20 protein-coding genes are annotated in these 22,501 nt (G+C 59.3%); 15 read left to right on the top strand and 5 right to left on the bottom strand.

Features of this window, described 5'->3' with window-relative positions; all coding sequences use genetic code 11:
- Positions 1-102: 102 nt before the first annotated feature.
- From ACWHVV_RS17305 to ACWHVV_RS17290, 4 genes are all read left to right on the top strand, one after another.
- Positions 103-1,272 carry a zinc-dependent alcohol dehydrogenase gene (locus ACWHVV_RS17305; RefSeq protein ID WP_447927317.1) on the top strand — a complete coding sequence of 390 codons (1,170 nt, stop codon included), beginning with the start codon at positions 103-105 and terminating at the stop codon, positions 1,270-1,272.
- A gap of 20 nt (positions 1,273-1,292) precedes the next feature.
- Complete coding sequence (locus tag ACWHVV_RS17300; RefSeq protein ID WP_447927316.1) at positions 1,293-1,832, top strand: hypothetical protein; 540 nt, start codon at positions 1,293-1,295, stop codon at positions 1,830-1,832.
- A 191-nt stretch (positions 1,833-2,023) separates the two neighbouring features.
- Entirely contained in the window at positions 2,024-4,351 is a 2,328-nt protein-coding gene (locus ACWHVV_RS17295; protein WP_447927315.1) for an FdhF/YdeP family oxidoreductase, read from the top strand.
- Complete coding sequence (locus ACWHVV_RS17290; RefSeq protein WP_447927314.1) at positions 4,344-4,622, top strand: MarR family transcriptional regulator; 279 nt, start codon at positions 4,344-4,346, stop codon at positions 4,620-4,622. Before ACWHVV_RS17295 ends, ACWHVV_RS17290 begins: the two co-directional genes overlap by 8 nt.
- A gap of 28 nt (positions 4,623-4,650) precedes the next feature.
- On the opposite strand, the gene dxs is transcribed toward ACWHVV_RS17290, so the two are convergent.
- From dxs to ACWHVV_RS17275, 3 genes are read right to left on the bottom strand one after another with little or no spacing between them, the layout of a single operon-like run.
- A complete protein-coding gene (gene dxs / locus ACWHVV_RS17285; RefSeq protein WP_447927313.1) occupies positions 4,651-6,579 on the bottom strand; it encodes a 1-deoxy-D-xylulose-5-phosphate synthase in 1,929 nt (642 codons plus the stop codon).
- 31 nt (positions 6,580-6,610) lie between these two features.
- Positions 6,611-7,504, bottom strand: a complete 894-nt coding sequence (locus tag ACWHVV_RS17280; protein WP_447927312.1) for a farnesyl diphosphate synthase — start codon at positions 7,502-7,504, stop codon at positions 6,611-6,613.
- The gene (locus ACWHVV_RS17275; protein ID WP_447927311.1) at positions 7,498-7,794 is read right to left on the bottom strand and encodes an exodeoxyribonuclease VII small subunit; all 297 of its coding nucleotides are present in this window, start codon (positions 7,792-7,794) and stop codon (positions 7,498-7,500) included. Before ACWHVV_RS17275 ends, ACWHVV_RS17280 begins: the two co-directional genes overlap by 7 nt.
- 256 nt (positions 7,795-8,050) lie before the next feature.
- Here ACWHVV_RS17275 and serA point away from each other — a divergent pair, with 256 nt between their 5' ends.
- Positions 8,051-9,295 carry a phosphoglycerate dehydrogenase gene (gene serA / locus ACWHVV_RS17270; RefSeq protein WP_447927310.1) on the top strand — a complete coding sequence of 415 codons (1,245 nt, stop codon included), beginning with the start codon at positions 8,051-8,053 and terminating at the stop codon, positions 9,293-9,295.
- Positions 9,296-9,456: 161 nt separating this feature from the next.
- On the opposite strand, the gene ACWHVV_RS17265 is transcribed toward serA, so the two are convergent.
- Positions 9,457-10,143: a pirin family protein gene (locus ACWHVV_RS17265; RefSeq protein WP_447927309.1), complete on the bottom strand. Its 687-nt coding sequence runs from the start codon at positions 10,141-10,143 to the stop codon at positions 9,457-9,459.
- A 226-nt stretch (positions 10,144-10,369) separates the two neighbouring features.
- Between ACWHVV_RS17265 and trhO the strand changes: the two genes are divergently transcribed.
- The 4 genes from trhO (at position 10,370) to ybiO (ending at position 15,256) form a co-directional block, all read left to right on the top strand.
- A complete protein-coding gene (gene trhO / locus ACWHVV_RS17260; protein WP_447929181.1) occupies positions 10,370-11,317 on the top strand; it encodes an oxygen-dependent tRNA uridine(34) hydroxylase TrhO in 948 nt (315 codons plus the stop codon).
- A 149-nt stretch (positions 11,318-11,466) separates the two neighbouring features.
- Positions 11,467-12,285 carry an IclR family transcriptional regulator gene (locus ACWHVV_RS17255; protein WP_447927308.1) on the top strand — a complete coding sequence of 273 codons (819 nt, stop codon included), beginning with the start codon at positions 11,467-11,469 and terminating at the stop codon, positions 12,283-12,285.
- A 6-nt stretch (positions 12,286-12,291) separates the two neighbouring features.
- Positions 12,292-12,723, top strand: coding sequence for a YqaA family protein (locus ACWHVV_RS17250; RefSeq protein WP_447927307.1), 432 nt, complete (start codon positions 12,292-12,294; stop codon positions 12,721-12,723).
- Positions 12,724-12,877: 154 nt separating this feature from the next.
- Positions 12,878-15,256, top strand: a complete 2,379-nt coding sequence (ybiO, locus tag ACWHVV_RS17245) for a mechanosensitive channel protein (RefSeq protein WP_447927306.1) — start codon at positions 12,878-12,880, stop codon at positions 15,254-15,256.
- Positions 15,257-15,442: 186 nt separating this feature from the next.
- Here ybiO and ACWHVV_RS17240 read toward each other — a convergent pair whose 3' ends face one another.
- Positions 15,443-16,123 (bottom strand): GntR family transcriptional regulator, encoded by a 681-nt coding sequence (locus ACWHVV_RS17240; protein WP_447927305.1) that lies wholly within the window; start codon positions 16,121-16,123, stop codon positions 15,443-15,445.
- Positions 16,124-16,247: 124 nt separating this feature from the next.
- Between ACWHVV_RS17240 and ACWHVV_RS17235 the strand changes: the two genes are divergently transcribed.
- From ACWHVV_RS17235 to ACWHVV_RS17210, 6 genes are all read left to right on the top strand, one after another.
- The gene (locus ACWHVV_RS17235; protein ID WP_447927304.1) at positions 16,248-17,270 is read left to right on the top strand and encodes a TRAP transporter substrate-binding protein; all 1,023 of its coding nucleotides are present in this window, start codon (positions 16,248-16,250) and stop codon (positions 17,268-17,270) included.
- 31 nt (positions 17,271-17,301) lie between these two features.
- Positions 17,302-17,793, top strand: coding sequence for a TRAP transporter small permease (locus ACWHVV_RS17230; RefSeq protein WP_447927303.1), 492 nt, complete (start codon positions 17,302-17,304; stop codon positions 17,791-17,793).
- A complete protein-coding gene (locus tag ACWHVV_RS17225; RefSeq protein ID WP_447927302.1) occupies positions 17,793-19,064 on the top strand; it encodes a TRAP transporter large permease in 1,272 nt (423 codons plus the stop codon). The genes ACWHVV_RS17230 and ACWHVV_RS17225 overlap by 1 nt, the downstream gene beginning before the upstream one ends.
- 17 nt (positions 19,065-19,081) lie before the next feature.
- On the top strand, positions 19,082-20,236 hold the full coding sequence (locus tag ACWHVV_RS17220; protein WP_447927301.1) for a mandelate racemase/muconate lactonizing enzyme family protein: 1,155 nt from the start codon (positions 19,082-19,084) through the stop codon (positions 20,234-20,236).
- A gap of 8 nt (positions 20,237-20,244) precedes the next feature.
- A complete protein-coding gene (locus tag ACWHVV_RS17215; RefSeq protein WP_447927300.1) occupies positions 20,245-21,399 on the top strand; it encodes a mandelate racemase/muconate lactonizing enzyme family protein in 1,155 nt (384 codons plus the stop codon).
- Between the two features lie 181 nt (positions 21,400-21,580).
- On the top strand, positions 21,581-22,399 hold the full coding sequence (locus tag ACWHVV_RS17210; protein ID WP_447927299.1) for a flagellin N-terminal helical domain-containing protein: 819 nt from the start codon (positions 21,581-21,583) through the stop codon (positions 22,397-22,399).
- Positions 22,400-22,501: the final 102 nt, after the last annotated feature.

Raw genomic sequence — 22,501 nt, 5'->3', positions numbered from 1 at the left:
CTACCTTCGCTTTTATCCTTTGTTAAACGTTTATTTTAGGAGGTGCACTATAGTGATAGCTGGCATGGCATCGGCCATGGCTAACCCTTCAGGAGAGCCACCATGAAAGCACTATGTTGGCACGGCAAGAACGATGTCCGTTATGACACGGTTCCCGATCCGGAAATAGAGCATCCTCGCGATGCCATCATCAACGTCAGTAGCTGCGCGATCTGTGGCTCTGACCTGCACCTCTATAACCACTTTATCCCCGCTATGGAAAATGGCGACGTGCTCGGCCATGAGTTCATGGGCGAGGTCATGGAAGTGGGGCACGATAATAAGAAACTCAAAGTGGGCGATCGTATCGTCGTGCCGTTCATCATCACCTGCGGCGAGTGTCCTCAGTGTCAGCGCGGCAATTTCTCGGCCTGTGAGCGCTCCAACCGCAATAAGGGCCTGGCGGACAAAGCCTTTGGCCATGCCGGCGCCGGGCTTTTCGGCTACTCCCACTTGACCGGCGGCTACGCCGGCGGCCAGGCCGAATACGTGCGCGTGCCCTTTGCCGATAGCACCCATATCAAGGTGCCAAGCTCACTCACCGACGAGCAGGTGCTCTTTCTGGGCGATATCTTTCCCACCGGCTGGCAGGCCGCCGTCCAGTGCGATATCCAGCCCACCGATACGGTGGCGATCTGGGGGGCGGGGCCGGTGGGTCAGTTCTGCGTGCGCAGCGCCGTGCTGCTCGGCGCCAAGCAGGTGGTGGTGATCGATAACGTTCCGGAGCGCCTTGCCATGGCCCAGGCGGGCGGGGCGATAACGATCAATTTCGACCAGGAAAGTGTGCTGGAGAGGCTTCAAACGCTGACCAGCGGTAAGGGCCCGGAAAAATGTATCGACGCCGTCGGGCTCGAGGCCCACGCCACCCGGTCACTGGACTCGGCCTATGATCGGGTCAAGCAGGCGGTCATGCTGGAATCCGACCGTTCCCACGTGCTGCGCGAGATGATCTACGTCTGCCGGCCGGCCGGGGTGCTGTCGATTCCCGGCGTTTACGGTGGTCTGATCGACAAGTTTCCCATCGGCGCGCTCATGAACAAGGGGTTGACCGTACGCTCCGGCCAGACCCACGTGAACCGCTGGAGCGAGGATCTTCTGCGCCGGATCGACGAAGGCCAGATCGATCCTTCTTTCGTGATTACCCACTCCGTTGGGCTCGACCAGGGGCCTGAAATGTACAACACCTTTCGCGAAAAGCAGGATGGGTGCATCAAGGTCATTCTCAAGCCGTAAACGAGCCAAGGGAGGTTTCGATGGCAAACTATCCAAACCGTACGCCCAGGCGTATGACCCGTTCGATGAGCGGGGCCGACCGGGTGGCGCGGGGCCTTGGTTGGCTAAGCCTGGGCATCGGGCTTTATAAGCTGCTGGCGCCGAAAAAGCTCAGCGGCGCGCTGGGCATGAAAGGTGTCAGTGGACGGGTGCGCGCCGGCGGCGTTCGCGAGATCGCAAGCGGCGTCGGGGCGTTATCGGCCAACCCTACCCAAGCGGTATGGAGCCGTGTCGGCGGCGATGTATTGGACCTGGCCGCGCTCTCCTATGCCCTGCAGGACCGCCATAATCCCAGGCGCCAGAATATTTACCTGGCACTGACCGCGGTAGGGGTACTGACCGCTGTCGATCTGTGGTGCGCCAAAGCGCTTTCTCAGCGCCATGCCTACCAGGGCGGCGTCACGCCGGACTTTCGCCGCCGAAGCGGCTTCCCCGGCGGCTTGATTAGCGCCCGGGGAGCGGCGCGCGGTTTTGACGTGCCCAACGACATGAAAGACGCGCTCCCCACCCCGCCGCGTTAACGTTACGTTCTTTATATCCACGATGGCCAGAACTCGGACAGCCCAAAAGCGTCCGAGTTTTAGTCCTTTCTAAATGGTCAGACCCGGCCGGGGCGCTTGACCCCGCCCGGCTTTTACTCGAACGTTACGCCTATAAAGGCGCCCGCCGCGCTTAGGGGCGTGGCGCCTGCCAAGACGACATTTGGAGATACATGATGGCCTCGCCCACTTTTGAAACCGCGGACACCAAAAAAGCGGCCAAACACGACCCTGACGTGGGCGAGTACCATAGCCCCGCCGGCGGCTGGGGGGCGCTCAAGGCGGTGGGCAAGCACTTGCTGCACAGCCGTTCACCGGCGACCAACGCCCGCTCGCTTTTCAAAATCAACCAGCCCGATGGCTTCGATTGCCCTGGCTGCGCCTGGGGCGACCCGGAACACGGCTCCTCCTTCGAGTTTTGCGAAAACGGCGTGAAAGCGGTGACCTGGGAGGCAACCGCCAAGAAGGTGAAGCGCGATTTTTTTGCCAAACACAGCGTCACCGAGCTCAAGACCTGGGATGACTACCGCCTGGAGGATCAGGGCCGGCTGGTCGAGCCCATGGCATATAATGCCCAGACCGACCACTATGAGCCCATCGAGTGGGGCGCCGCCCTCGAGCTGATCGCCGCCGAGCTCAAGGCGCTGCCCACGCCGGACGACGCCATTTTCTATACCTCGGGCAAGGCCTGTAACGAGTCGGCCTACGTGTTCCAACTGCTGGCCAGGCTTTACGGGACCAACAACCTGCCGGACTGCTCCAACATGTGCCACGAAGCCAGCGGTGTGGCGCTGGGGGAGGCGCTGGGCACCGGTAAGGGCAGCGTGCGGCTGGAAGACTTCGAGCACGCCGAGGCGATTTTCGTGTTTGGCCAAAACCCGGGCACCAACCACCCGCGCATGCTCGGTACCCTGCGCGAGGCCGCCGAGCGCGGCGCGACTATCGCAAGCTTCAACCCGCTGCGCGAACGGGGTCTCGAGAAATTCGCCGACCCGCAAAAGCCGCTGGAGATGCTGCGGGGCGGCAGCCACCGGATCAGCTCGCACTACTTCTGCCCGAAGCTTGGCGGCGATATGGCCACGCTGCGCGGTATTGCCAAGGCGCTGTTCGAGCGCGAGGAAAGCGGCGAGTCGGTGCTGGATGAGGCCTTTATCGCCCAGCACACCGAGGCGTTCGAGGCCTACAAGGCGCAAGTGGATGCGACCGACTGGGCAGCGCTGGAGGCGCAGTCCGGTTTGAGCCGCGACGAAATGGGCCAGGCCGCCGAGCTCTACGCCCGCTCTAACGCGACCATTATCTGTTGGGCGATGGGCATTACTCAGCACGTGCACTCGGTGCCCACCGTGCGCGAAATCGTCAATGTATTGATGCTGCGCGGCAATATGGGCCGACCCGGCACCGGTACCTCGCCGGTGCGCGGCCACTCCAACGTGCAGGGCGACCGCACCATGGGCATTTTCGAAAAGCCCACTGACGAGCTGCTGGACGCCCTGGAGGCGCGCTACAAAACGCCGATGCCCAGGGAGCACGGCGTGGACTCCGTCGCCGCCGTGGAGGCGATGCGTGACGCGCCCGGCAAGATATTCATCGGTCTGGCGGGTAACTTCACCCGGGCGATTTCGGACAGTGGGGTGGCCGAGGCGGCGATGGGCCAGTGTCGTCTGACCGCCTTCATCAGCACCAAGCTCAACCGCAGCCACCTGATTACCGGCGAGAAAGCGCTGATTCTGCCGTGCCTGGGGCGCAGCGAAATCGACAAGACCGGCGGCAAGACCCAGCTGATCACCGTCGAGGACTCGATGAGCATGGTGCACGGCTCCGCCGGCATCAACCGCCCGGCAAGCCAGGACCTGCCGTCGGAAATCGCGCTTTTGACCCAGCTTGGCGAGCACCTGCTGGGCAGCGAGAAGGTGGACTGGGCGGCGATGCGCGAGGATTACGACGTGATTCGCGATCACGTGGAAGCGGTGATTCCCGGTTTCGATAACTTCAACGAGCGGGTGCGCGTGCCGCGCGGATTTTGGCTGGGCAACCCCACCGCCGAGCTCACCTTTCCCACCGAAAGCGGCAAGGCCGTGTTCTCGAGCGAAGCGCTCCCCGAGCGCGTCATCCACCAGCAAATGGCCGAACGCGACGGCTGGCTGACGCTGCAAACCATGCGCTCCCACGATCAGTACAACACCACGGTGTACGGCTACAACGACCGCTACCGCGGCATCGAGAACGGCCGCCAGGTGGTGTTTTTGAACGCATCCGATATTGCGCGTCTGGGCGTTGAAGCGGGGCAGTGGGTCGACCTGGTGGGCGAGTCCGACGATGGCGTAACCCGCCGCGTCGAGGGCTTCAAGGTCGTGGCGTATGATACGCCCAAAGGGTGTGCGGCGGCGTACTACCCGGAGACCAACCCGCTGGTGCCGCTCTCCCACAAGGGCGACGGCAGTCACACCCCGGCGTATAAATCCATCGCCATCCGCCTGGAGCCCAGCGCCCGCATTGCCTGATGACCAGGATCTAAACAGCGCGTTAAAAGCGCTCCAGCGCGCCCATCCAAAGCTCGACACGTTAAGCGCGCTGGTGTTGGTGGCGCTGGATCGAGTGGCCGGGGAGGCCGCGCTTTCCACCGCCCAACTGGCGCGGCGCCTCGAGATCGAGCACGCCCTGATTCGCCGCGCCTGCGCCGAGCTCGAAACCGAGGGCTGGGTGGTGATCGAGCCCGCCGCCGGGCCGGGGCCGGCGCTACGAGTACGCCTGAACGCCTCGCCTCGTCTTTAACGCCGGCTCTTTAGCGTGGGTGGGGCGTTTATTTTGCCAGCAAAGCCAGGCGTTTTTCGATCGCCGCCTGAATACCCGGTGCATCCAGCCCGCAGTCGCGCAGAAGCTCGTCCGGGGTGCCGTGCTCGACGAAGCTATCCGGTAGACCCAGCGTCAATACGTTCGCCTGGATATTTTCGGCGTGCAGCAGCTCCAGCACGGCGCTACCCGCGCCGCCGGCCACCACGTTTTCTTCAAGTGTCACCAGCAGGTCATGCTCGGCGGCGGCCTCCAGCACCATTTGATGATCCAGCGGTTTGATCGAGCGCATGTTGATATGCGTGGCGCCCAGGGTCTCGGCAACTTCCTGTGCCGGGCCGTTCATGCTGCCAAAGGCGAGCAGGGCGACTTTGGGGGCGCCTTCTTTGGCCCGCGCCCGAAGCTCCGCCTTACCGATGATCATCGGCGCCAGGTCTTCCGGGGTGGCTACGCCCGGGCCTGTGCCGCGCGGGTAGCGCACCGCGGCGGGGCCTTCGTGATAGTAGGCGGCGCTCAGCATGGCGCGGCACTCCGCTTCGTCCGCCGGAGCCAGCAGCACCATGTTGGGCACGCAGCGCAAAAACGAGATATCCATGCTGCCGTGGTGGGTCGGGCCGTCTTCGCCCACCAGCCCGGCGCGGTCGATGGCGAAGGTGACATCGAGCCCCTGTACCGCCACGTCGTGAATCAGCTGATCATAACCGCGCTGCAAAAAGGTCGAGTAGATCGCCACCACCGGCTTCATTGCCTCACAGGCCATGCCGGCGGCCAGGGTCACCGCGTGCTGCTCGGCGATCGCCACGTCGAAGTAGCGCGCCGGGTACTCTTTCGAAAAACGGATCAGATCCGAGCCTTCGCGCATGGCCGGGGTAATCCCCATCAGGCGTTGGTCGGCGGCGGCCATATCGCAAAGCCAGTTGCCGAATACGTTGCAGTATTTCTGCTTCGGCGCGGCGGGGGCGGCGCTCTTTTGGGCCTGCGCTGCCGCCTTGTTGGGCTTTTCAAGCTTGGTGATCGCGTGGTAGCCGATCTGGTCCGCTTCGGCAGGCAGAAAGCCCTTGCCCTTGACGGTTTTGATATGCAGAAACTGGGGGCCTGGTTGGTCGCGAAGCGCGCTCAGGGTGTCGGTCAGCGCTTCCAGGTCGTGGCCGTCGATGGGGCCCACGTAGTTGAAGCCGAGCTCCTCGAACAGCGTAGCGGAGCTTACGAAGCCCTTCATGTGCTCTTCGGTGCGCTTGGCAAGCTTGAGCGCTCCCGGCAGGTGCGAAAGCACTTTCTTGCCCTCTTCGCGCATCTTCAAATACGGCTTGCTGGCGAGCATGCGCGCTAGATAAGTGGCCAGGCCCCCGACGTTTTCCGAAATCGACATTTCGTTGTCGTTGAGCACCACGAGCATATTGGCGTTCATGTGGCCGGCGTGGATCAGCGCTTCGAACGCCATACCGGCGGTCAAGGCACCGTCGCCGATGATCGCGCAGACCTGGCGCTCATCGTTTTGGGCGCGGGCGGCCAGTGCCATGCCGAGCGCGGCGGAAATCGAGGTGCTGGAGTGGCCCACGCCGAAGGTATCGAATTCGGACTCCGCGCGGCGGGGGAAAGCGGCCAGGCCGCCGTGCTGGCGAATGCCGGTCATGGCCTCGCGCCGTCCGGTCAAAATCTTGTGCGGGTAGGCCTGGTGGCCGACATCCCATACCAGCCGGTCGCTTGGGGTGTTGTAAACGTGGTGCAGCGCCACGCTTAGCTCGACCACGCCAAGCCCTGCGCCGAAGTGCCCGCCGGAGACCCCCACGCTATATAAAAGGTACGCGCGCAGCTCGTCGGCCAGTTCGGCCAGCTGACGGTCGTTCATGGCCCGCAGGGCCGCGGGGTGGTCAAAGGAGTCGAGCAGCGGCGTGGCCGGGCGCTCGCGGGAAATCTCGTCGAACAGCTTCATGGGCATGGTGTCACGGTCGTTTTTTGTACAGGCATCGTTAATGGTCGCGCTCGATCATGTAGTCGGCAAGCTCGGCCAAGGGTGCGCCTCTTTCACCTAGCGGCGCAAGGGCGGCGGTGGCCTCTGTGATGAGCTCGCGGGCCTTGCGCTTGGCGCCTTCAAGGCCCAAAAGGCTCGAGTAGGTAGGCTTGGCCCGCAGGGCGTCGGCGCCGGATATCTTGCCAAGCGTAGCCGTATCGCCGGTCACGTCCAGTACGTCGTCGTGGATTTGAAAAGCGAGCCCGATGGCGCGGGCGTAGCGAGCCAGTGCTGCAAGCCGTGGGTCGGTTTCCTCGACGGCGACAAGCCCGCCCAGGCGTACGGCGGCTTCGATCAGCGCGCCGGTTTTATGGGCGTGCATGTGGGCAAGCGAGGCGACATCGGGCAGCCCGCCCACGGCGGCCAGATCCAGCGCCTGACCGGCGACCATGCCCTGGCGCCCGGAGGCCGTGGCCAAGGTCGTCACCATGGACCCCAAACGCGGATGATGAGTGCGTGCCAGCACTTCAAAGGCCAGCGCCTGCAGGGCGTCGCCAGCCAAAATGGCGGTGGCTTCGTCGAACGCCTTGTGCACCGTGGGTTGGCCGCGGCGCAGGTCGTCGTCGTCCATGGCAGGCAGGTCGTCGTGGATCAGCGAGTAGGCGTGAATCAACTCGATGGCCGCCGCCGGGGCGTCCAGCGCCTGCTCTTCGGCGCTCAGTGCACGACCCGCCAGATACACCAGCAGCGGGCGCAGGCGCTTGCCGCCCACCAGCAGCCCGTGGCGCATCGCCGCCTCCAGACGTGCGTCGACGGCCGTGCTCTGGTCGAACAGCGCGTTTAGCGTGGCATCGACCCGGGCGCTGCTGGTTTCGCGGTGCGCGCTTAGGCGCAGGGGGCTTTCGCTTACCATGGGGGCGTGTCCTCGGCGTCGTCCTCAGTGGGGGCATCACCTGGCGCGCTGGCCGGGCCATCGAAGGGCGTCATGCTCAACTTGCCATCACCGTCTTCGCTTAACGCGCGCACTTTGAGCTCGGCGCTGTCGAGGCGCTTCTGGGCATCGCGAGTCAGCGTTACGCCCTCTTCAAAGGCGGTCAGCGCCTCCTCCAGGGAGAGCTCGCCTGATTCAAGCCGCTCCACCAGGGTTTCCAGTTGGGAAACCGTGGCGGCGAAATCCTGTGTGGGGGGAGTGCTATCGCTCATTGACCCATGCCTACTTATTGACGCCCTTTGCCTGGGCTTCGAGTGTGCCTACTATGAAGGGCACAGTATACACCCAGGCCAAGGGGTGGCGCCTGCCCAAGGCTACGCCGAGGTTTCAACGTGCGCCCCGTTCATTTTGAAAGCGCACACTTTTCATCCGCTCGGGCCGCCGGGAAGGGGCCTTGTCGTGCTACCATGATGGCCTTTCATGAACCGATAAACGGCGGCTTCGCCGAGCATAGGGGTTGATTCAGCCATGGCCAAAACGTCCCTGGACAAGAGCAAGATCAAAATCCTGCTACTCGAGGGCGTCCACCAGAGCGCGGTGGACAATTTTCGCAACGCCGGATATGAAAATATCGAGCACCTGCCCACGTCCCTGGACGAAGAGGCGTTGATCGAGAAAATCCGCGATGTCCACTTCATCGGTATTCGCTCCCGCACGCAGCTCAACGAGCGCGTGTTCGCCGCCGCCGAGAAGCTCGTCGCCGTTGGCTGTTTCTGTATCGGTACCAACCAGGTGGATCTGAACGCTGCGCTCAAGCGCGGCGTGGCGGTGTTCAACGCGCCGTACTCCAACACGCGCTCGGTGGCCGAGCTGGTGCTGGCGCAAGCCATCATGCTGCTACGCGGTATCCCGGAGAAAAACGCCCGTGCCCACCAGGGCGGCTGGCTGAAATCGGCGAAGAACTCCCACGAAGCGCGCGGCAAGACCCTCGGAATCGTTGGCTACGGCAGCATCGGTGCGCAGCTTTCAGTACTGGCCGAGGCGCTGGGCTTCAAGGTGATCTACTACGACGTGATCACCAAGCTTGGCATGGGCAACGCAAGCCAGGTCGGCAGCCTCGACGAGCTGTTGACCCGCTCGGACGTGGTGAGCCTGCACGTGCCGGACCTTCCTTCGACCCGCTGGATGATCACTAAAAAAGAGATCGCGCGGATGAAGCCCGGGGCGGTTTTCATCAACGCATCCCGCGGGAGCGTAGTGGAGATCGAGCCGCTGGCCGAGGCGATCACGTCGGGTCATCTCAACGGCGCGGCGGTGGACGTTTTCCCGGTGGAGCCCAAGGGCAACAGCGAAGAGTTCGAAAGCCCGCTACGCGGCCTCGAGAACGTGATTCTTACCCCGCACATCGGTGGCTCGACGCTGGAAGCCCAGGAGAATATCGGCGTCGAAGTGGCCGAGAAGCTCACCACCTACTCCGATAACGGCACGACCATCACCTCGGTCAACTTCCCGGAAGTCGCGCTGCCTGCGCATCCGGACAAGCACCGCCTGCTGCACATTCACGACAACGTGCCCGGCGTGCTTTCGCAGATCAACCGGGTGCTCTCGGAAAACGGCATCAACATCTCGGGCCAGTACCTGCAGACCAACGAAAAGGTCGGCTACGTGGTGATCGACGTGGACAAGGCCTACGGCCCGCAGGCGCTCGAGGCGCTCAAGCAGGTCGAGCATACGCTGAAAATCCGCGTGCTCTACTCGGCGCACAATAGCTAAGCGGCCTTGTCCCGAGGGCCGTGCCGACCCGCCCAACGCGAGGGCGCTGTGAACCCTTCCCTGGGCGCTACTTTCGCCCTCCCTGGCGAAAGACCCTCGCTACGGGCGGCTCGGCACGGCAGCTATAACGGCCTCCTTCGGGAGGCCGTTTGGCGTTGTGCTTAGGCCAAATCGAACAGCAGTACCTCGGCGTTGACGGCGTCACCCAGTTCAAGCGGCTCGTCCGGGGTGAGGGCGGCGGCGTCCCCGGCTTCAAGGCGGGTATCGTTGACCGTCAGCTCGCCTTTCACCACGTGAAGCCAGGCGTGGCGCCGGGGCGGCACTGCGCCGACGTCGCCGTCGAACAGGCCGCCGTAGAGGTTGACGCTCTGGTGGATACTCACCGAGTCATCGTCTCCGTTTTGAGAGACGAGCAGGCGCCACTGCCCCTGGCGGGAGGCCGTGGAGAACGCTTTTTGCTCGTAACTCGGCGCGATGCCGCGGCTTAGCGGCTCGATCCAGATTTGGAGAAAGTGAAGCCCCTGGGTTTTAGAGTGGTTGTACTCGCTGTGGCGCACGCCGGTGCCGGCGGACATGCGCTGCACATCGCCCGGGCGCATGACTTCGCCGTTGCCCATGCTGTCCTCGTGGGCCATTTCGCCTTCGAGCACGTAGGAGATGATCTCCATGTCCCGGTGGGGGTGGGTGCCAAAACCGTAGCCTGGTTTGACCCGGTCTTCATTGATGACCCGCAGGGCGCGAAAGCCCATATGCGCCGGGTCCATGTAGTTGGCAAAAGAGAAGGTGTGGTACGAGCGCAGCCAGTCGTGGTCGGCGTAGCCGCGCTCCAGGGAGCGGCGAATCTTCATGAGAATTCCTGGGTGAACGGGCAAACGTTCACTATACGCCGGGAGAACGCACTCGGAGGTGAAGCTTTTAAGCCCTTAACGTCGATAAAATCGACGAATGACGCTTTTTGGGCCGGGATTGACCTGCGTCAACGTGCCGGCGTTCAAGCGCCCGGCGGTTTGCGCTAGAATGGGCGCGTTTTTAACCCGGTCCGCCCTTTACGAGGGCGACTACCTGGAGAGTTCGATGACCCAATCTACCCCGGCGGCGCCTATCGTGGTGGCCGCGCTTTATAAATTCGTCACCCTGAACGATTTCGAAGCCCTGCGCGAGCCGCTCAGAAAGACCATGGCCGATAACGGCGTAAAAGGCACGCTGCTGATCGCCAAAGAGGGCATCAATGGCACCGTGGCGGGCCCGCGGGAAGGGGTCGATGCGCTGCTTGGCTGGCTCACCGCCGACCCACGCCTGGCCGATATCGACCATAAAGAGTCCTTCTGTGACGAGATGCCGTTCTACCGCACCAAGGTAAAACTTAAAAAAGAGATCGTCACCCTGGGCGTCGACGGTATCGACCCCAACGACACCGTGGGCACCTACGTCGAGCCCGAAGAGTGGAACGACGTGATTTCTGACCCGGAAGTACTGGTCATCGATACGCGCAACGACTACGAAGTGGAGATCGGCAGTTTCGACGGCGCCATCGATCCGAAAACCACTACCTTCCGGCAGTTTCCCGACTACGTGCGCGAGCACTATGACCCGGCCAGGCACAAGAAAGTCGCCATGTTTTGCACCGGCGGTATCCGCTGCGAAAAGGCCTCGAGCTTCATGTTGAAGGAAGGCTTCGAGGAGGTGTACCACCTCAAGGGCGGCGTGCTGAACTATCTGGAAAAGGTGCCCGAAGAGAAGTCGCTGTGGCACGGCGAGTGCTTCGTGTTCGATAACCGCGTTACCGTGCGTCATGATCTTAGCGAAGGCGCCTTCGAGCAGTGCCACGCCTGCCGCCGGCCGATTTCCGAAGAAGACATGCAAAGCTCGGCCTATGAGCCGGGTATTAGCTGCCCGCACTGCATCGACTCGCTGCCCGAGAAGACCCGCGCGGCGGCCCGGGAGCGCCAGCGCCAGATCGAGCTGGCCAAGGCCCGCGGCGAACCCCATCCGCTGGGCCATGACCAGCGTAAAAGGGCCTAAGCGCTAGCGCTGCCCTCATCGACAGCGCCGCTCGGCGCTGTCGTACCCCTGCCCGCCAGAATGGGATTTATTTCCGTAAACGCGACACCGGCCCACGGCTCGCGTTATCCTGCTCGCTTTGCGCCGCAAGTGAGTAAGGAGAGAGCACGGTGAGTGACGCCAAGCGCAGGTCAGTGGGACGCCCGGCAGGCACCGCGAAAGCAAGCGGCGGGCACAGCCAGTCGCTGGTACGTGGCCTAACGCTGCTCGAACATCTGGCGGCAAGCCCGTTGGGGCTGGCCCTTTCAGAGCTTGCCGAACAGGCCGAGCTCGCCCCCTCGACTGCCCATCGGCTCCTTCAAGCGCTGCAAAGCCAGGGGTTCGTGACCCAGGAGAGCGAACAGGGACTTTGGCGCATCGATGTCAAAACCTTTCGCATCGGTAACAGCTTTTTGGAGGCCCGCGACGTGGTCGCCACCAGCCGCCCGTTTCTCAGAAGGCTCACCTTCGAAACCGGCGAAACCGCCAACCTGGGTATTCGCGATGGCGCCACGGCCGTGTTTCTCGCCCAGCATGAATCCCCCCAGATGATGCGCATGATCACCCGCCTTGGCTCCCGCGCGCCGCTTCACGCCTCCGGTGTGGGCAAGGCGCTGTTGGCCGGCATGAGCGATGACGAGCGCAGCGAGCTTTTAAAAGACGAGGCGCTCGCGCGGGTGACCCCCAATACCTTTTTCGACCCCGAAGCACTGGAGGCGGAGGTGCGCGCCATTCGCGCTCAGGGCTTCGCCTGCGACCGCCAGGAGCACGCCGTTGGCCTTCACTGCGTGGCGGCGTGCATTTTCGACGAGCGGCGCATGCCGGTCGCGGCGATCTCGGTGTCCGGCCCCATGACGCGTATTCCCGAAGAGCGCCTTTTGACGCTGGGGGCGCTCGTGCGCGAGGCGGCCCACAATATCACCGCTAAGCTTGGCGGCCGGCTACCCTGACCCGCCGTGTTAAGCCTTTTCTGGATTGCGCTTTTAAGTGCCACACTGCTACCCGGTGGCTCCGAGGTCTGGCTTGCCCGCCAGTGGTGCCAAGGGCAGGAGTGGGCAGCGCTTTGGCTGGTGGCGACGCTTGGCAATACCCTGGGCAGTCTTATCAACGTGGCGCTAGGGCGCTACGCCCGCCACTTCCAGCATCGGCGATGGTTTCCCGCCTCCCCGGCGCAACTTGAGCGCGCCAGCCGCTGGTATCAGCGTTTTGGTGCCTACAGCCTGCTTTTTAGCTGGGTGCCGGTTATCGGCGACCCACTCACCGTCGTGGCCGGGCTTCTACGCCTTGCGTGGTGGCGCGCGATAGCACTTATTCTGCTGGCCAAGGGCGCGCGCTACGCGCTCATACTCGCGCTCGCCGGCCAGTGGTTGGCGCCTTACTGTTTTTAATCCCCGGGCGAATAACCCGGCCAAGGGCGTGCATGTTACCCTGCGGCTCTGCGATGCGGGCCACAGGACGCGGCGCGACTTAACGCTATGATTTGCATAATACGGTTTTGCCGTTAGATTAAATCGACTACATCACCCAAAGGGAGACTCCGGTGTGACGCCATCACGTTTACTACCTTGGCTGGGCGTTTGGCTGCTTGCGCTTTTTGCCATCATGAGCCCGGCGCTGGCCCAGACCACGCCAGGCGCCGACGGCGAAACCGCCGACGCAAGCGCCCAAGCACCACCCTCCTACGAGGCGCTCGCCAACCTTCTTGAAAACGACCAGTCCCGCCAGCAGCTCATCGAGCGGTTGCGAAGCGAAGCCTCTACGCTTCCCGGTGAGCTCGACCAGGAGCTCTCCCCGGAGGCCGCCGCTGCCGGTGGCAACGTGGCCCCCGAGGACGTTTCGCTGCCCCGCCAGCTCGCCGAGCTGACCAGCCGGGTCGTGGGGGATGTCGGCACGCAGCTCGAGCAGGCGGTCGGCATCGTCGGTGGTCTGTTTAGTGGCCAGGGCGGCGGCGGTAGTTTCGATACCGCCGCTTTCATTAGCGCGGCGATCAATCTGGGAATCGTGATTGCGGCCACCTTCGTCGTCTTCATGGTGTTTCGGCGGTTGGCGAAATCGGTATTCACACGGCTTAGCGGCTGGTCGCAAATCGGTGAAGGAGCCTCCTCGATACTGCGCCTGGTGGCCTGTGTGGCGATTGCCGCCGTGGTCGATGCGCTGCTGATTGGCGCCTCCTACGTCGTGGGTAATTTGGTCGCGACGTTTGCAGTCGGTGAAACCGGCGAGCTTTCCACGCGCGCGTCGCTCTTTCTCAACGCCTTTTTGATCATCGAGCTGATCAAGGCGGCGTTTCGTATGCTCTTCTCGTCGCGCTACGAAGGCCTGCGCCTGCTGCCGATTTCCGCGCCGGAAGCGTCCTACTGGAACAGTTGGATCGCCCGGCTGGTGGGGATGGTCGGCTACGGCCTGATGGTCGTGGTGCCGCTGATCAACTTCTATATCACGCCCACGCTTGGCCAAGCGGTCGGCACGCTGATCATGGTGCTGGCGTTTATCTACGCCGTAACCGTGGTGCTTAAAAACCGCGTGCGCCTGCGGGATAACCTGCACGGCATGGGCAGCCGCACCACGATGACGGCCAGCCGTATTTCGCTGAACCTGTTCGCCCGCACCTGGCACCTGTTCGCGCTGCTCTATTTCCTCATCGTATTCGTGCTGACCCTGGTGCGCCCGGGCGACGCGCTGCCCTTCGTGCTGTTCGCCACGCTCAAAACCCTGGTGGCGGTCGTGGTGGGGATTCTGCTCTCCGGCTTCTTGACCCAGTCCATCGGCCGGCGTATCCAGCTTTCCGAGGATCTGCGCCGCAAGCTTCCGATGCTGGAGCACCGCCTCAATAGCTACGTGCCCAATGCGCTTCGCGTGCTACGCACGATCATCCTCGTGGCCGTGGTCATGGTGGTGCTGGATGCCTGGGGCGCCTTCAACCTGGCCGGCTGGTACGCCTCCGAGCGCGGCGCGCTGATCGTGGGTCGTTTGATCAGCATCGCGGTAATTTTGATCGTGGCGCTGGGGGTGTGGCTCGGCCTTGCCAGCCTGATCGAGCACAAGCTCAACCCGGAAACCGGCGGCGGCGAACCCTCGCCCCGGGCCAGAACGCTACTCAGTCTTTTCCGTAATGCCCTGGCGGTGGCCATGGTGACAATCACCGGCATGATCGTGCTGTCGGAAATCGGCATCAATATCGGCCCGCTGATTGCCGGTGCCGGTGTGCTGGGTCTGGCCATCGGTTTTGGCGCCCAGAAGCTGGTGCAGGATGTGATCACCGGCGTATTCATTCAGATCGAAAACGCCATGAACACCGGCGACGTGGTCACCGTGGGCGGTGTCACCGGTACCGCCGAACGGCTGAGCATTCGCTCGGTGGCGATTCGCGATCTCTCCGGCACCTACCACGTCGTACCGTTCTCGAGCGTGGATACCGTATCGAACTACATGCGCGAGTACGGTAACCACGTCGGCGAGTACGGTATTGCCTACCGTGAAAGCATCGATTACGCCATTGAACAGCTGCAGCTCGCATTTGAAGATCTTAAAGCCAGCGAAGAGCATGGCTTCAAGCTGCTGGCGGATATGACCGTGGCCGGCGTGACGGCGCTTGCCGACAGCTCGGTGAATATTCGCGTGGTGATCAAGACCACCCCGGGCGACCAGTGGGGCGTCGGCCGTGCCTACAACCGCCTGGTCAAGATGCGCTTCGACGAAGCCGGTATCGAGATCCCGTTCCCGCATACCACGCTCTACTTCGGCGAGGACCGCGACGGCAAGGCGCCGCCCGCGAACCTGCGCATTCTGGACTCGACCGCCAAGGAGAAGAGCGCGGTGCAAACGCCGGCCTCCGAATCCGCGGTGCCCAGCCAGCACACCAGCGAAGCGGACCACAAGACACCGCACCACGACGATGTCGAGGACACCGACGATACGTAAACGTATCTAAAGTGAACGACCAGCAGGGCCGCCTTCGGGTGGCCCTGCTGCGTTTGGGCAAGCCAGGAAAGGTAGCAGCGTGAGTTATGCGAAAGGTCAAGAGAAACGTACAGGGGGTAAGAGCGGCGAGCTAAATTTATGCAGCTGTAAACGTTACGACTCATTTACAGCCTGACGGACTGCTCGTTAACTGAACGTATTATTGCGGCGAAATTGCTCGATTAAATGACGCTCTGCTCCACGAGCGTGCTCTTCGACCACGCTAGCGGCACTCTCTGTATCGGCGGCCGCAACGGCGTCAATGATACGCCTGTGTTCTGTATTTTGAGCGTTTCGGCGTGCAGGGCTCGATGGGTAGCGCAAGCCAAGACCGCTTACAACTTGAGCATGTCGTTCGCGAATAGCAAGGGCTTCGGTATTGAAGTGGTTGGAGTAGGAGATATCATGAAACGCCTTATCCAGTCGGCTCAAGGTAATCTGGTCACCGATCTCGATTGCCTCTATTTGTTTCTGAATGTCGTACATCCGATTAATATCCTCTTGCCGCGCATGACCCACAAATAGGCGTATCAGGTAAGGCTCGATCAGGGCACGTATATCAAAGATATTGCGGATAAATGCTTCGTCAAGAACACGGACCCGCGCGCTACGGTTACGTGCCAAAATAACGAATCCCTCTCCACTAAGACGATGTAATGCCTCACGAATAGGGTTAATGCTCACCCCATAACGTTGCGCTAAATCCTGTGTTTTTAGAAAGGAACCCGCAGGGATAACGCCACTAATAATGTCTTGGCGCAGGGTGTGAGAAATTTCGTCTGGACGGGGAGCCGCATCGGTCACCGAAGCGGGCAGCTCTTTCAACATAGGTGTGCCTCAAGAATCGTTTGAGACAGTATGCACTATTAAATAGATGATCAAAAGCCTGTTGATTGTGTGTAATTTATATGAAATTATGTGTAAACAATCAAAATAAACAGGAGAATTAACAATGTTTCCAGCCCTCAAGCGCGCCACACTCGCCGCATCGCTTTTAACCATAAGCCTTGCCGTTCAAGCCAATGAAATTAAATTCGCATTCGAAATGTACGAAGGTGATAACCCTGAGTTCAATGCAGCTTCCGCATTTAAGGAGTATGTCGAAAACAAAAGTGGGGGAGAACTATCGGTACGTCTTTTTCCTGGCAATCAAATGGGGTCTGTTCGCGAAACGACCGAGATGGTTCAGCAAGGTACCCTGGAGATGACGCTACCTTCCGATGGGGCCTTTGCAGGTTTTTATCCTGCTATCCAAGCTTGGTCGATGCCGTATCTTTTCCCTTCTGCTCCAGTAGCTTGGGAAGTTATGCAGGGAGAGTTTGGCCGTTGGATGCTCACCGATATTCGTCAACAAACAGGTATTCGGGCACTCGCTTTTTCGCAAAGTGGCTTTAGGTCTTTCATGAACAATGGCCAGCAGATAATTGAGCCTTCGGATATGCAGGGTATGAAAATTCGTACCATGGAAAGTCCTGTCTATATGGAAATGGTAGAAGCGCTTGGTGCTGATGCTACACCCATTGCAGGTTCGGAAGCTGTTATGGCCGTGCAACAGGGCGTGGTCGATGGGCTGGAAAGCCCGCCTCCGGTGCATTTGTCTGGTGGGGCGGCGGATGTGTCCGAGTATCTGACGCTTAACGAGCACATTTTTGGATTACATATTGTCGTTGCCAATGACGACTGGTTTGAGAGCTTATCAACGGCTCACCAGCAGATCGTTATGGATGGCGCCAAACTTTTCGCCGCCGTGGAAAATGTAGAAAAGACCATAGGAGATTGGCAGGCGCTTGCTGAAATCGAAGAGAGAGGTGTTCAGGTACATATATCAACTCCCGAAGAGAAGCAGCTTTTTCGGGATGTGGTTTACGAACCCGTTCGTAACTTTGTGGCGGGGGAAGTGGGTGAGGAGGTGTTACAGCATATTGAGGCAGCCGTCGCCGAAGCGGAAGAATCGCTGTATGAATCTGCTAATTAACCGTTGCTAATTTTTTCATTGGAGGCTTGCCATGTTTGCTCGACAACTAACATGCCGCTTGGCTCGGTTTTGTGAAGTAAGTGCTGCGGTTATTTTCATCATCGTTTGCCTGCTCAACTTTGGGCAGGTCTTTAGCCGCTACATTTTAGGCAGTTCTTTTGGTTGGGCCGAAGAGATAATGCGCTATAGCATGCCTTGGATAATGATGTTGGGTGGCACGGCTGCTATCTATCGTGGAGAGCATATGGCTGTCGACGCTGTGCCCGATATGTTTTCTGGGCGCCTGCAGCATATTGTGCGCAGTCTGCTTTACGGTGTGGCCATGATTTTTTGTATGTTGCTGGTTTTGTATGGCTGGCCAGCAGCACTGGCCAATACTCGCCAAAGCGCAGCAGCCTCTGGCCTCCCCATGGTCGTTCCTTATATGGCACTGCCTATCGGGGGGGCGCTAATGATCGTTCAAATCACGTTATGTTGGATAACCGGCTTTGATCAGCATACTTCCGAAAAGGAGCCGATCTAATGGCATGGGTTGCGGCAGTATGTTTTGCATTGGTATTCGTAGGTGTGCCCATTGCATTTGCATTAGGGTTGGGAGGTACGCTGGGTATATGGCTTGCAGGTATACCGATACCCGTTATCATCACGCGCTTTTTTGGCGGTGTCGATAGTTTCATATTTCTTGCTATGCCCTTTTATATCCTGGCAGCCGAGATCATGAACCGCAGTGGTATTACCGAGCGGCTCATTCGGCTTACCTCGCTTTTTACAGGGCGGGTGAGTGGTGGTACGGCTTATACCAATATTGGTACGTCAGTAATGTTTGCCGGAATTTCGGGAGCGGCCATTGCGGATGCAAGTGCGTTAGGGCGTTTTTTTATGAAAGTAATGCCCCATGAAGGGTATACGCGACCTTATTCGGCAGCAGTGACCGCTGCTTCTTCCATTATCGGTCCTATCATTCCCCCTTCTGGACTCGCCATTATCATGGCGGCCGTTACCGGTTTGTCGATTGTAGACCTTTTCGTGGCTGGCATTATTCCCGGGCTTTTATTAGCGGGTGGCTGTTTGTCTGTCGTTTTTGTACAAGCTCTACGGTCAGGTCTGCCTAAGTCAATTATCGAAGTGAAACGCGCGGAGTTGCCGAAACTGTTGCTCGAGGGAGTGGTTGTCGCGGCACTTCCGGTATTCATAGTAGGGGGAATGATTACCGGGGCTTTTACCGCAACAGAAGGAGGCGGTATTGCCGTGGTGGTGGCGGCATTGTTAGGGCTTTTCGTGCTGCGTTCCATGAGCATGCGCGATTTATGGAACGCCGTCGTCGTTTCTGGCCGGATGACGGCTGCGATTTATTTGTTGGTAGCATCAGCCGCTATCCTGTCATTCGCGTTGAACTTGCTGGGAATTGGTGGGTTGGTTTCTTCTCTAGCTCCTTATTTCGAGAGTAACCCGACGCTTTTCCTGCTGGGCATCATGCTATTGATGCTGGTGCTGGGTATGTTTATCGATATTGGCGCAGCATTGATCATATTCGTTCCTTTGCTTATGCCTTCTATCACTCTTTTAGGAATCGACCCTATACAGGCGGCACTGGTCGTAATGCTAACGTTGGCTCTTGGTTTGATTACTCCGCCCTTTGGGGTGGTGCTCTTTATCCTAATGAAAATCGGCAATGTTCGAATGCTGCCTCTGGTAAAAGCTTTGACACCTTTCATTCTTGTAGAGCTTGCAGTGATTGTGGCATTAGTCCTCTGGCCACCTCTTACAATATGGCTACCCGGTCTTTTGAACTAATCTAAAGGATTACAATAGTGAAGATTACGGCTATCAAGTGCTACCCGATCAGAGTTGGAGTTCGCAATCAGCTTCTGGTGAAGGTTGAAACAGATGAAGGTATTTATGGCTGGGGAGAGTCGGGCCTATCCTTCCGTGAAAAAGCCGTAATGGGGGCGCTCGAGCATTACCGCGAGTTTCTTTTAGGACGTGACCCCATGAATGCTGGCGCGCTTTGGCAGGAAATGTACCGTAGTCAGTATTTCGAAGGCGGCAGGGTCTTGAGTGCTGCAATATCTGCGCTCGATATCGCCTTTCATGATATCAAGGGTAAAGCGCTTGGCGTGCCCGTTTACCAGCTTCTGGGTGGTGCACACCGACATTCGGTACCTACCTTTGCAACGACCAGTGCTGATCCTGGTGAAGACATGATTGCCCAAGCGCGAGAGTTAATAAAGGCCGGTTGGAACTGCATTCGCTTCATGGCTGATGGGCAGAAAAACGAGCAAGAGTTCGAGCCTCGTGACTCTATTGCCAAAACGGCGGAATGGGTCGCTATCGCTCGCGAGGAACTCGGAACCGAGCCAGTGCTGGGCGTTGAATATCATCACCGCTTAAGCGTCGCGGAAGCCGCATCTTTCTGTCAAAAGCTTCCACGCGGAGCTATCGATTTTTTAGAGGAACCCATTAGAGATGAGTCGCCGTCTGCTTATGAAAGCCTGCGCCGATTAACGGAAATTCCTTTTGCTATTGGCGAGGAGTTCTCTTCCAAGTGGCAGTTCATGCCATACCTTGAACACGATATTTTGCAATATGCTCGTTTGGATATTTGCAATGTCGGCGGCTTCACGGAAGCGTTAAAGATCGCGGGTTGGGCGGAGGCGCACTATATCGACCTCATGCCCCATAATCCATTGGGTCCGATCTGCACCGCCGCCAGCGTTCATCTGGCGGCTGCGATACCGAATTTTTCATGGCTTGAATGCCGTCAAACACCGGTCGAAAGGGATTTAGGCTTTGATGAGCAAGCGCTTTTTCCTGCTCAGTTACGTCTTGAAGGGGCCTCTTATCCTGTGCCAAAGGGAGTTGGATTAGGAGTAGAGGTCGATGAGGAGCGACTCAAGTCGGCGTCCTTCAGGTGGTCGGAACCACCGCATTTAAGGCGTAGAAACGGCGCCTTTACAAACTGGTAGGGGGCACTATGAAAATCGCATCAGTAACGGCTTATCCAGTTTGGGTTGGTGACAGAAACCAACTGCTTATTGCTGTACGTACCGTGTGCGGCGTGACGGGCTGGGGAGAGTCAGGCTTTTCCAGTCGAGAGTTAGCCGTAGCAGGGTGCCTCGAAGATCTAGGAGACTGGCTCGAAGGGCGCGACCCTTTGCAGCCCGGAGCGATTTGGGAAGCCTATCAGGGTTTACCGAATCGGTCTCGGGACCGAGTAGCCGCGGCGCTGATGTCAGCGATAGACATCGCCTTGTATGATATCGCTGGTAAAGCGCTGGATCTGCCGGTGCATGCATTATTAGGTGGGGCATGCCGGGACAGAGTAAAGACCTTTGGTTGTGTACGTGCCGATGATGAAGATGAACTGATTTCTTTAGCTTCTCATGCCATGAGTAAAGGATGGAGCTGTCTACGTTTGGGGTGGCGCACCGATGCACCGCCCCGCTTTGACCCTCAAGACGCCATTGCCCGATGGCCAGAGATACTTGTCCAAGCGCGCCGTGCGCTTGGCAATCGGCTCATGTTAGGGATTGATTTGCACCATCGTTTTTCAGTGGCTGAAGCGGCTTCTTTTATGGCGCGTGCCGAGGGCGCGCAGCTCGATTTCGTCGAGGAGCCCATTCGAGATGAGGCCCCGTTGGCTTATCAAGGTTTAAGACGCCTAACGCATGTACCGTTTGCGATCGGTGAAGAGTTTTCATCATCGTTTCAATTTAGCCCCTACATAGAGCAAGGGTTGTGTGATTTCGCTCGTATAGATATCTGCAATGTAGGCGGTTTTACTGAAGCGATGCGGGTAGGTGCCTGGAGTGCAGCGCATGGTTTGGAAGTAATGCCGCACAATCCTTTAGGGCCAATATGCACGGCAGCGACTGTTCACATGGCGGCTACCTTGCGTAACCACAGCTTCCTCGAGTGTTGGGAAACACCGGGTGAAGATAATGCTTCACGTCAAGACTCACCGATTTTTTTGAGGCGTTTAAAGTTGGATGGGGCAGATTTTATTTTACCTAACGAGCCGGGTCTTGGCATCGATGTGGACGAGGTCGAGCTGGCTGATGCAATGCCTTTTCAGCACTCAGAGATGCCTCACCTGCGCAGGCGGGATGGTGCTTTTACTAATTGGTAAACTCGACTATCAAGCAGTTTTCTTAATGCGAATAAATAAAATATTTAGCTAAGTTAGAATAATTTCGAGTGTCAGGCCCAATAAATTCATTAAATATTAAGTTTTTTAAAATTCAGGCCGATATCAGTATTGCTTCTATTTCTAGAGCCGTGCAGTCGAGCTGCCCAACAGAGGGCCTGAATTGTTTAGTCTCAATACGAATATTGGCTCCTTATTGGTGCAGAACAACCTGCGCACCAGCCAGCAGATGATGCAGACCTCCATGCAGCGGCTCTCTTCAGGGCTGCGGATCAATAGCGCCAAGGATGACCCGGCCGGGCAGGCGATTGCCAACCGCATGGGCGCGCAAATGCGCGGCATGGACCAAGCCATTCGCAATACCAATGACGGTATCTCCCTGGTGCAAACCGCCGAGGGCGGGCTAAATCAAATCAACGATAACCTGCAGCGCATCCGCGAGCTGAGCGTACAGGCCTCAAGCGACACTTACTCCGCCAAGGACAAACGCTCGATCCAGGACGAGATCGACCAGCGCCTGGACGAGATCGACCGCATCGCGGGCCAAACCAACTTCAACGGCAACAAGCTGCTTAGCGGCACCCGGGAATTTTCCATTCAGACCGGCGCCAACCCCGGCGACAGCATCAGCGTGCGCATGATGTCGATGGACCGTCAGGCGCTGGGCCTCGACGGTTTTAGCGTACTTCAAGGAGAGGCCACGGAAAAGCCCATGGCGCTTTTGGATGAAGCGATTGGCAAGCTCGACCGCCAGCGAAGCTACTTCGGCGCTACGCAAAACCGTTTCGAGAGCGTGATCGATGGCCTGGGCAACAGTATCGTCAATCTATCCGCCGCCCAGTCACGCATCCAGGACGCCGACTACGCTCGGGAAGCCTCCAATATGGTGCGTGCGCAGATTCTCCAGCAGGCCGGCATCGCCATCCTGGCCCAGGCCAACCAGCAGCCCCAGATGATCCTGCGCTTGTTGCAGGGGCTGTAAGCTCCAACGCCCCCAAGCCTTCCTTTCTAGCCTGACTTCTAAAAAATCACGCGACGCCATTGCCGAAAGCAGGGCGTCGCGTGTTATTTCGTTTGTGGTGCG

The organism is Vreelandella sp. EE27 (assembly GCF_968206495.1).
The sequence above is the reverse complement of the archived record's forward strand: the minus strand, read 5'-3'. Positions and strand labels throughout refer to the sequence as shown.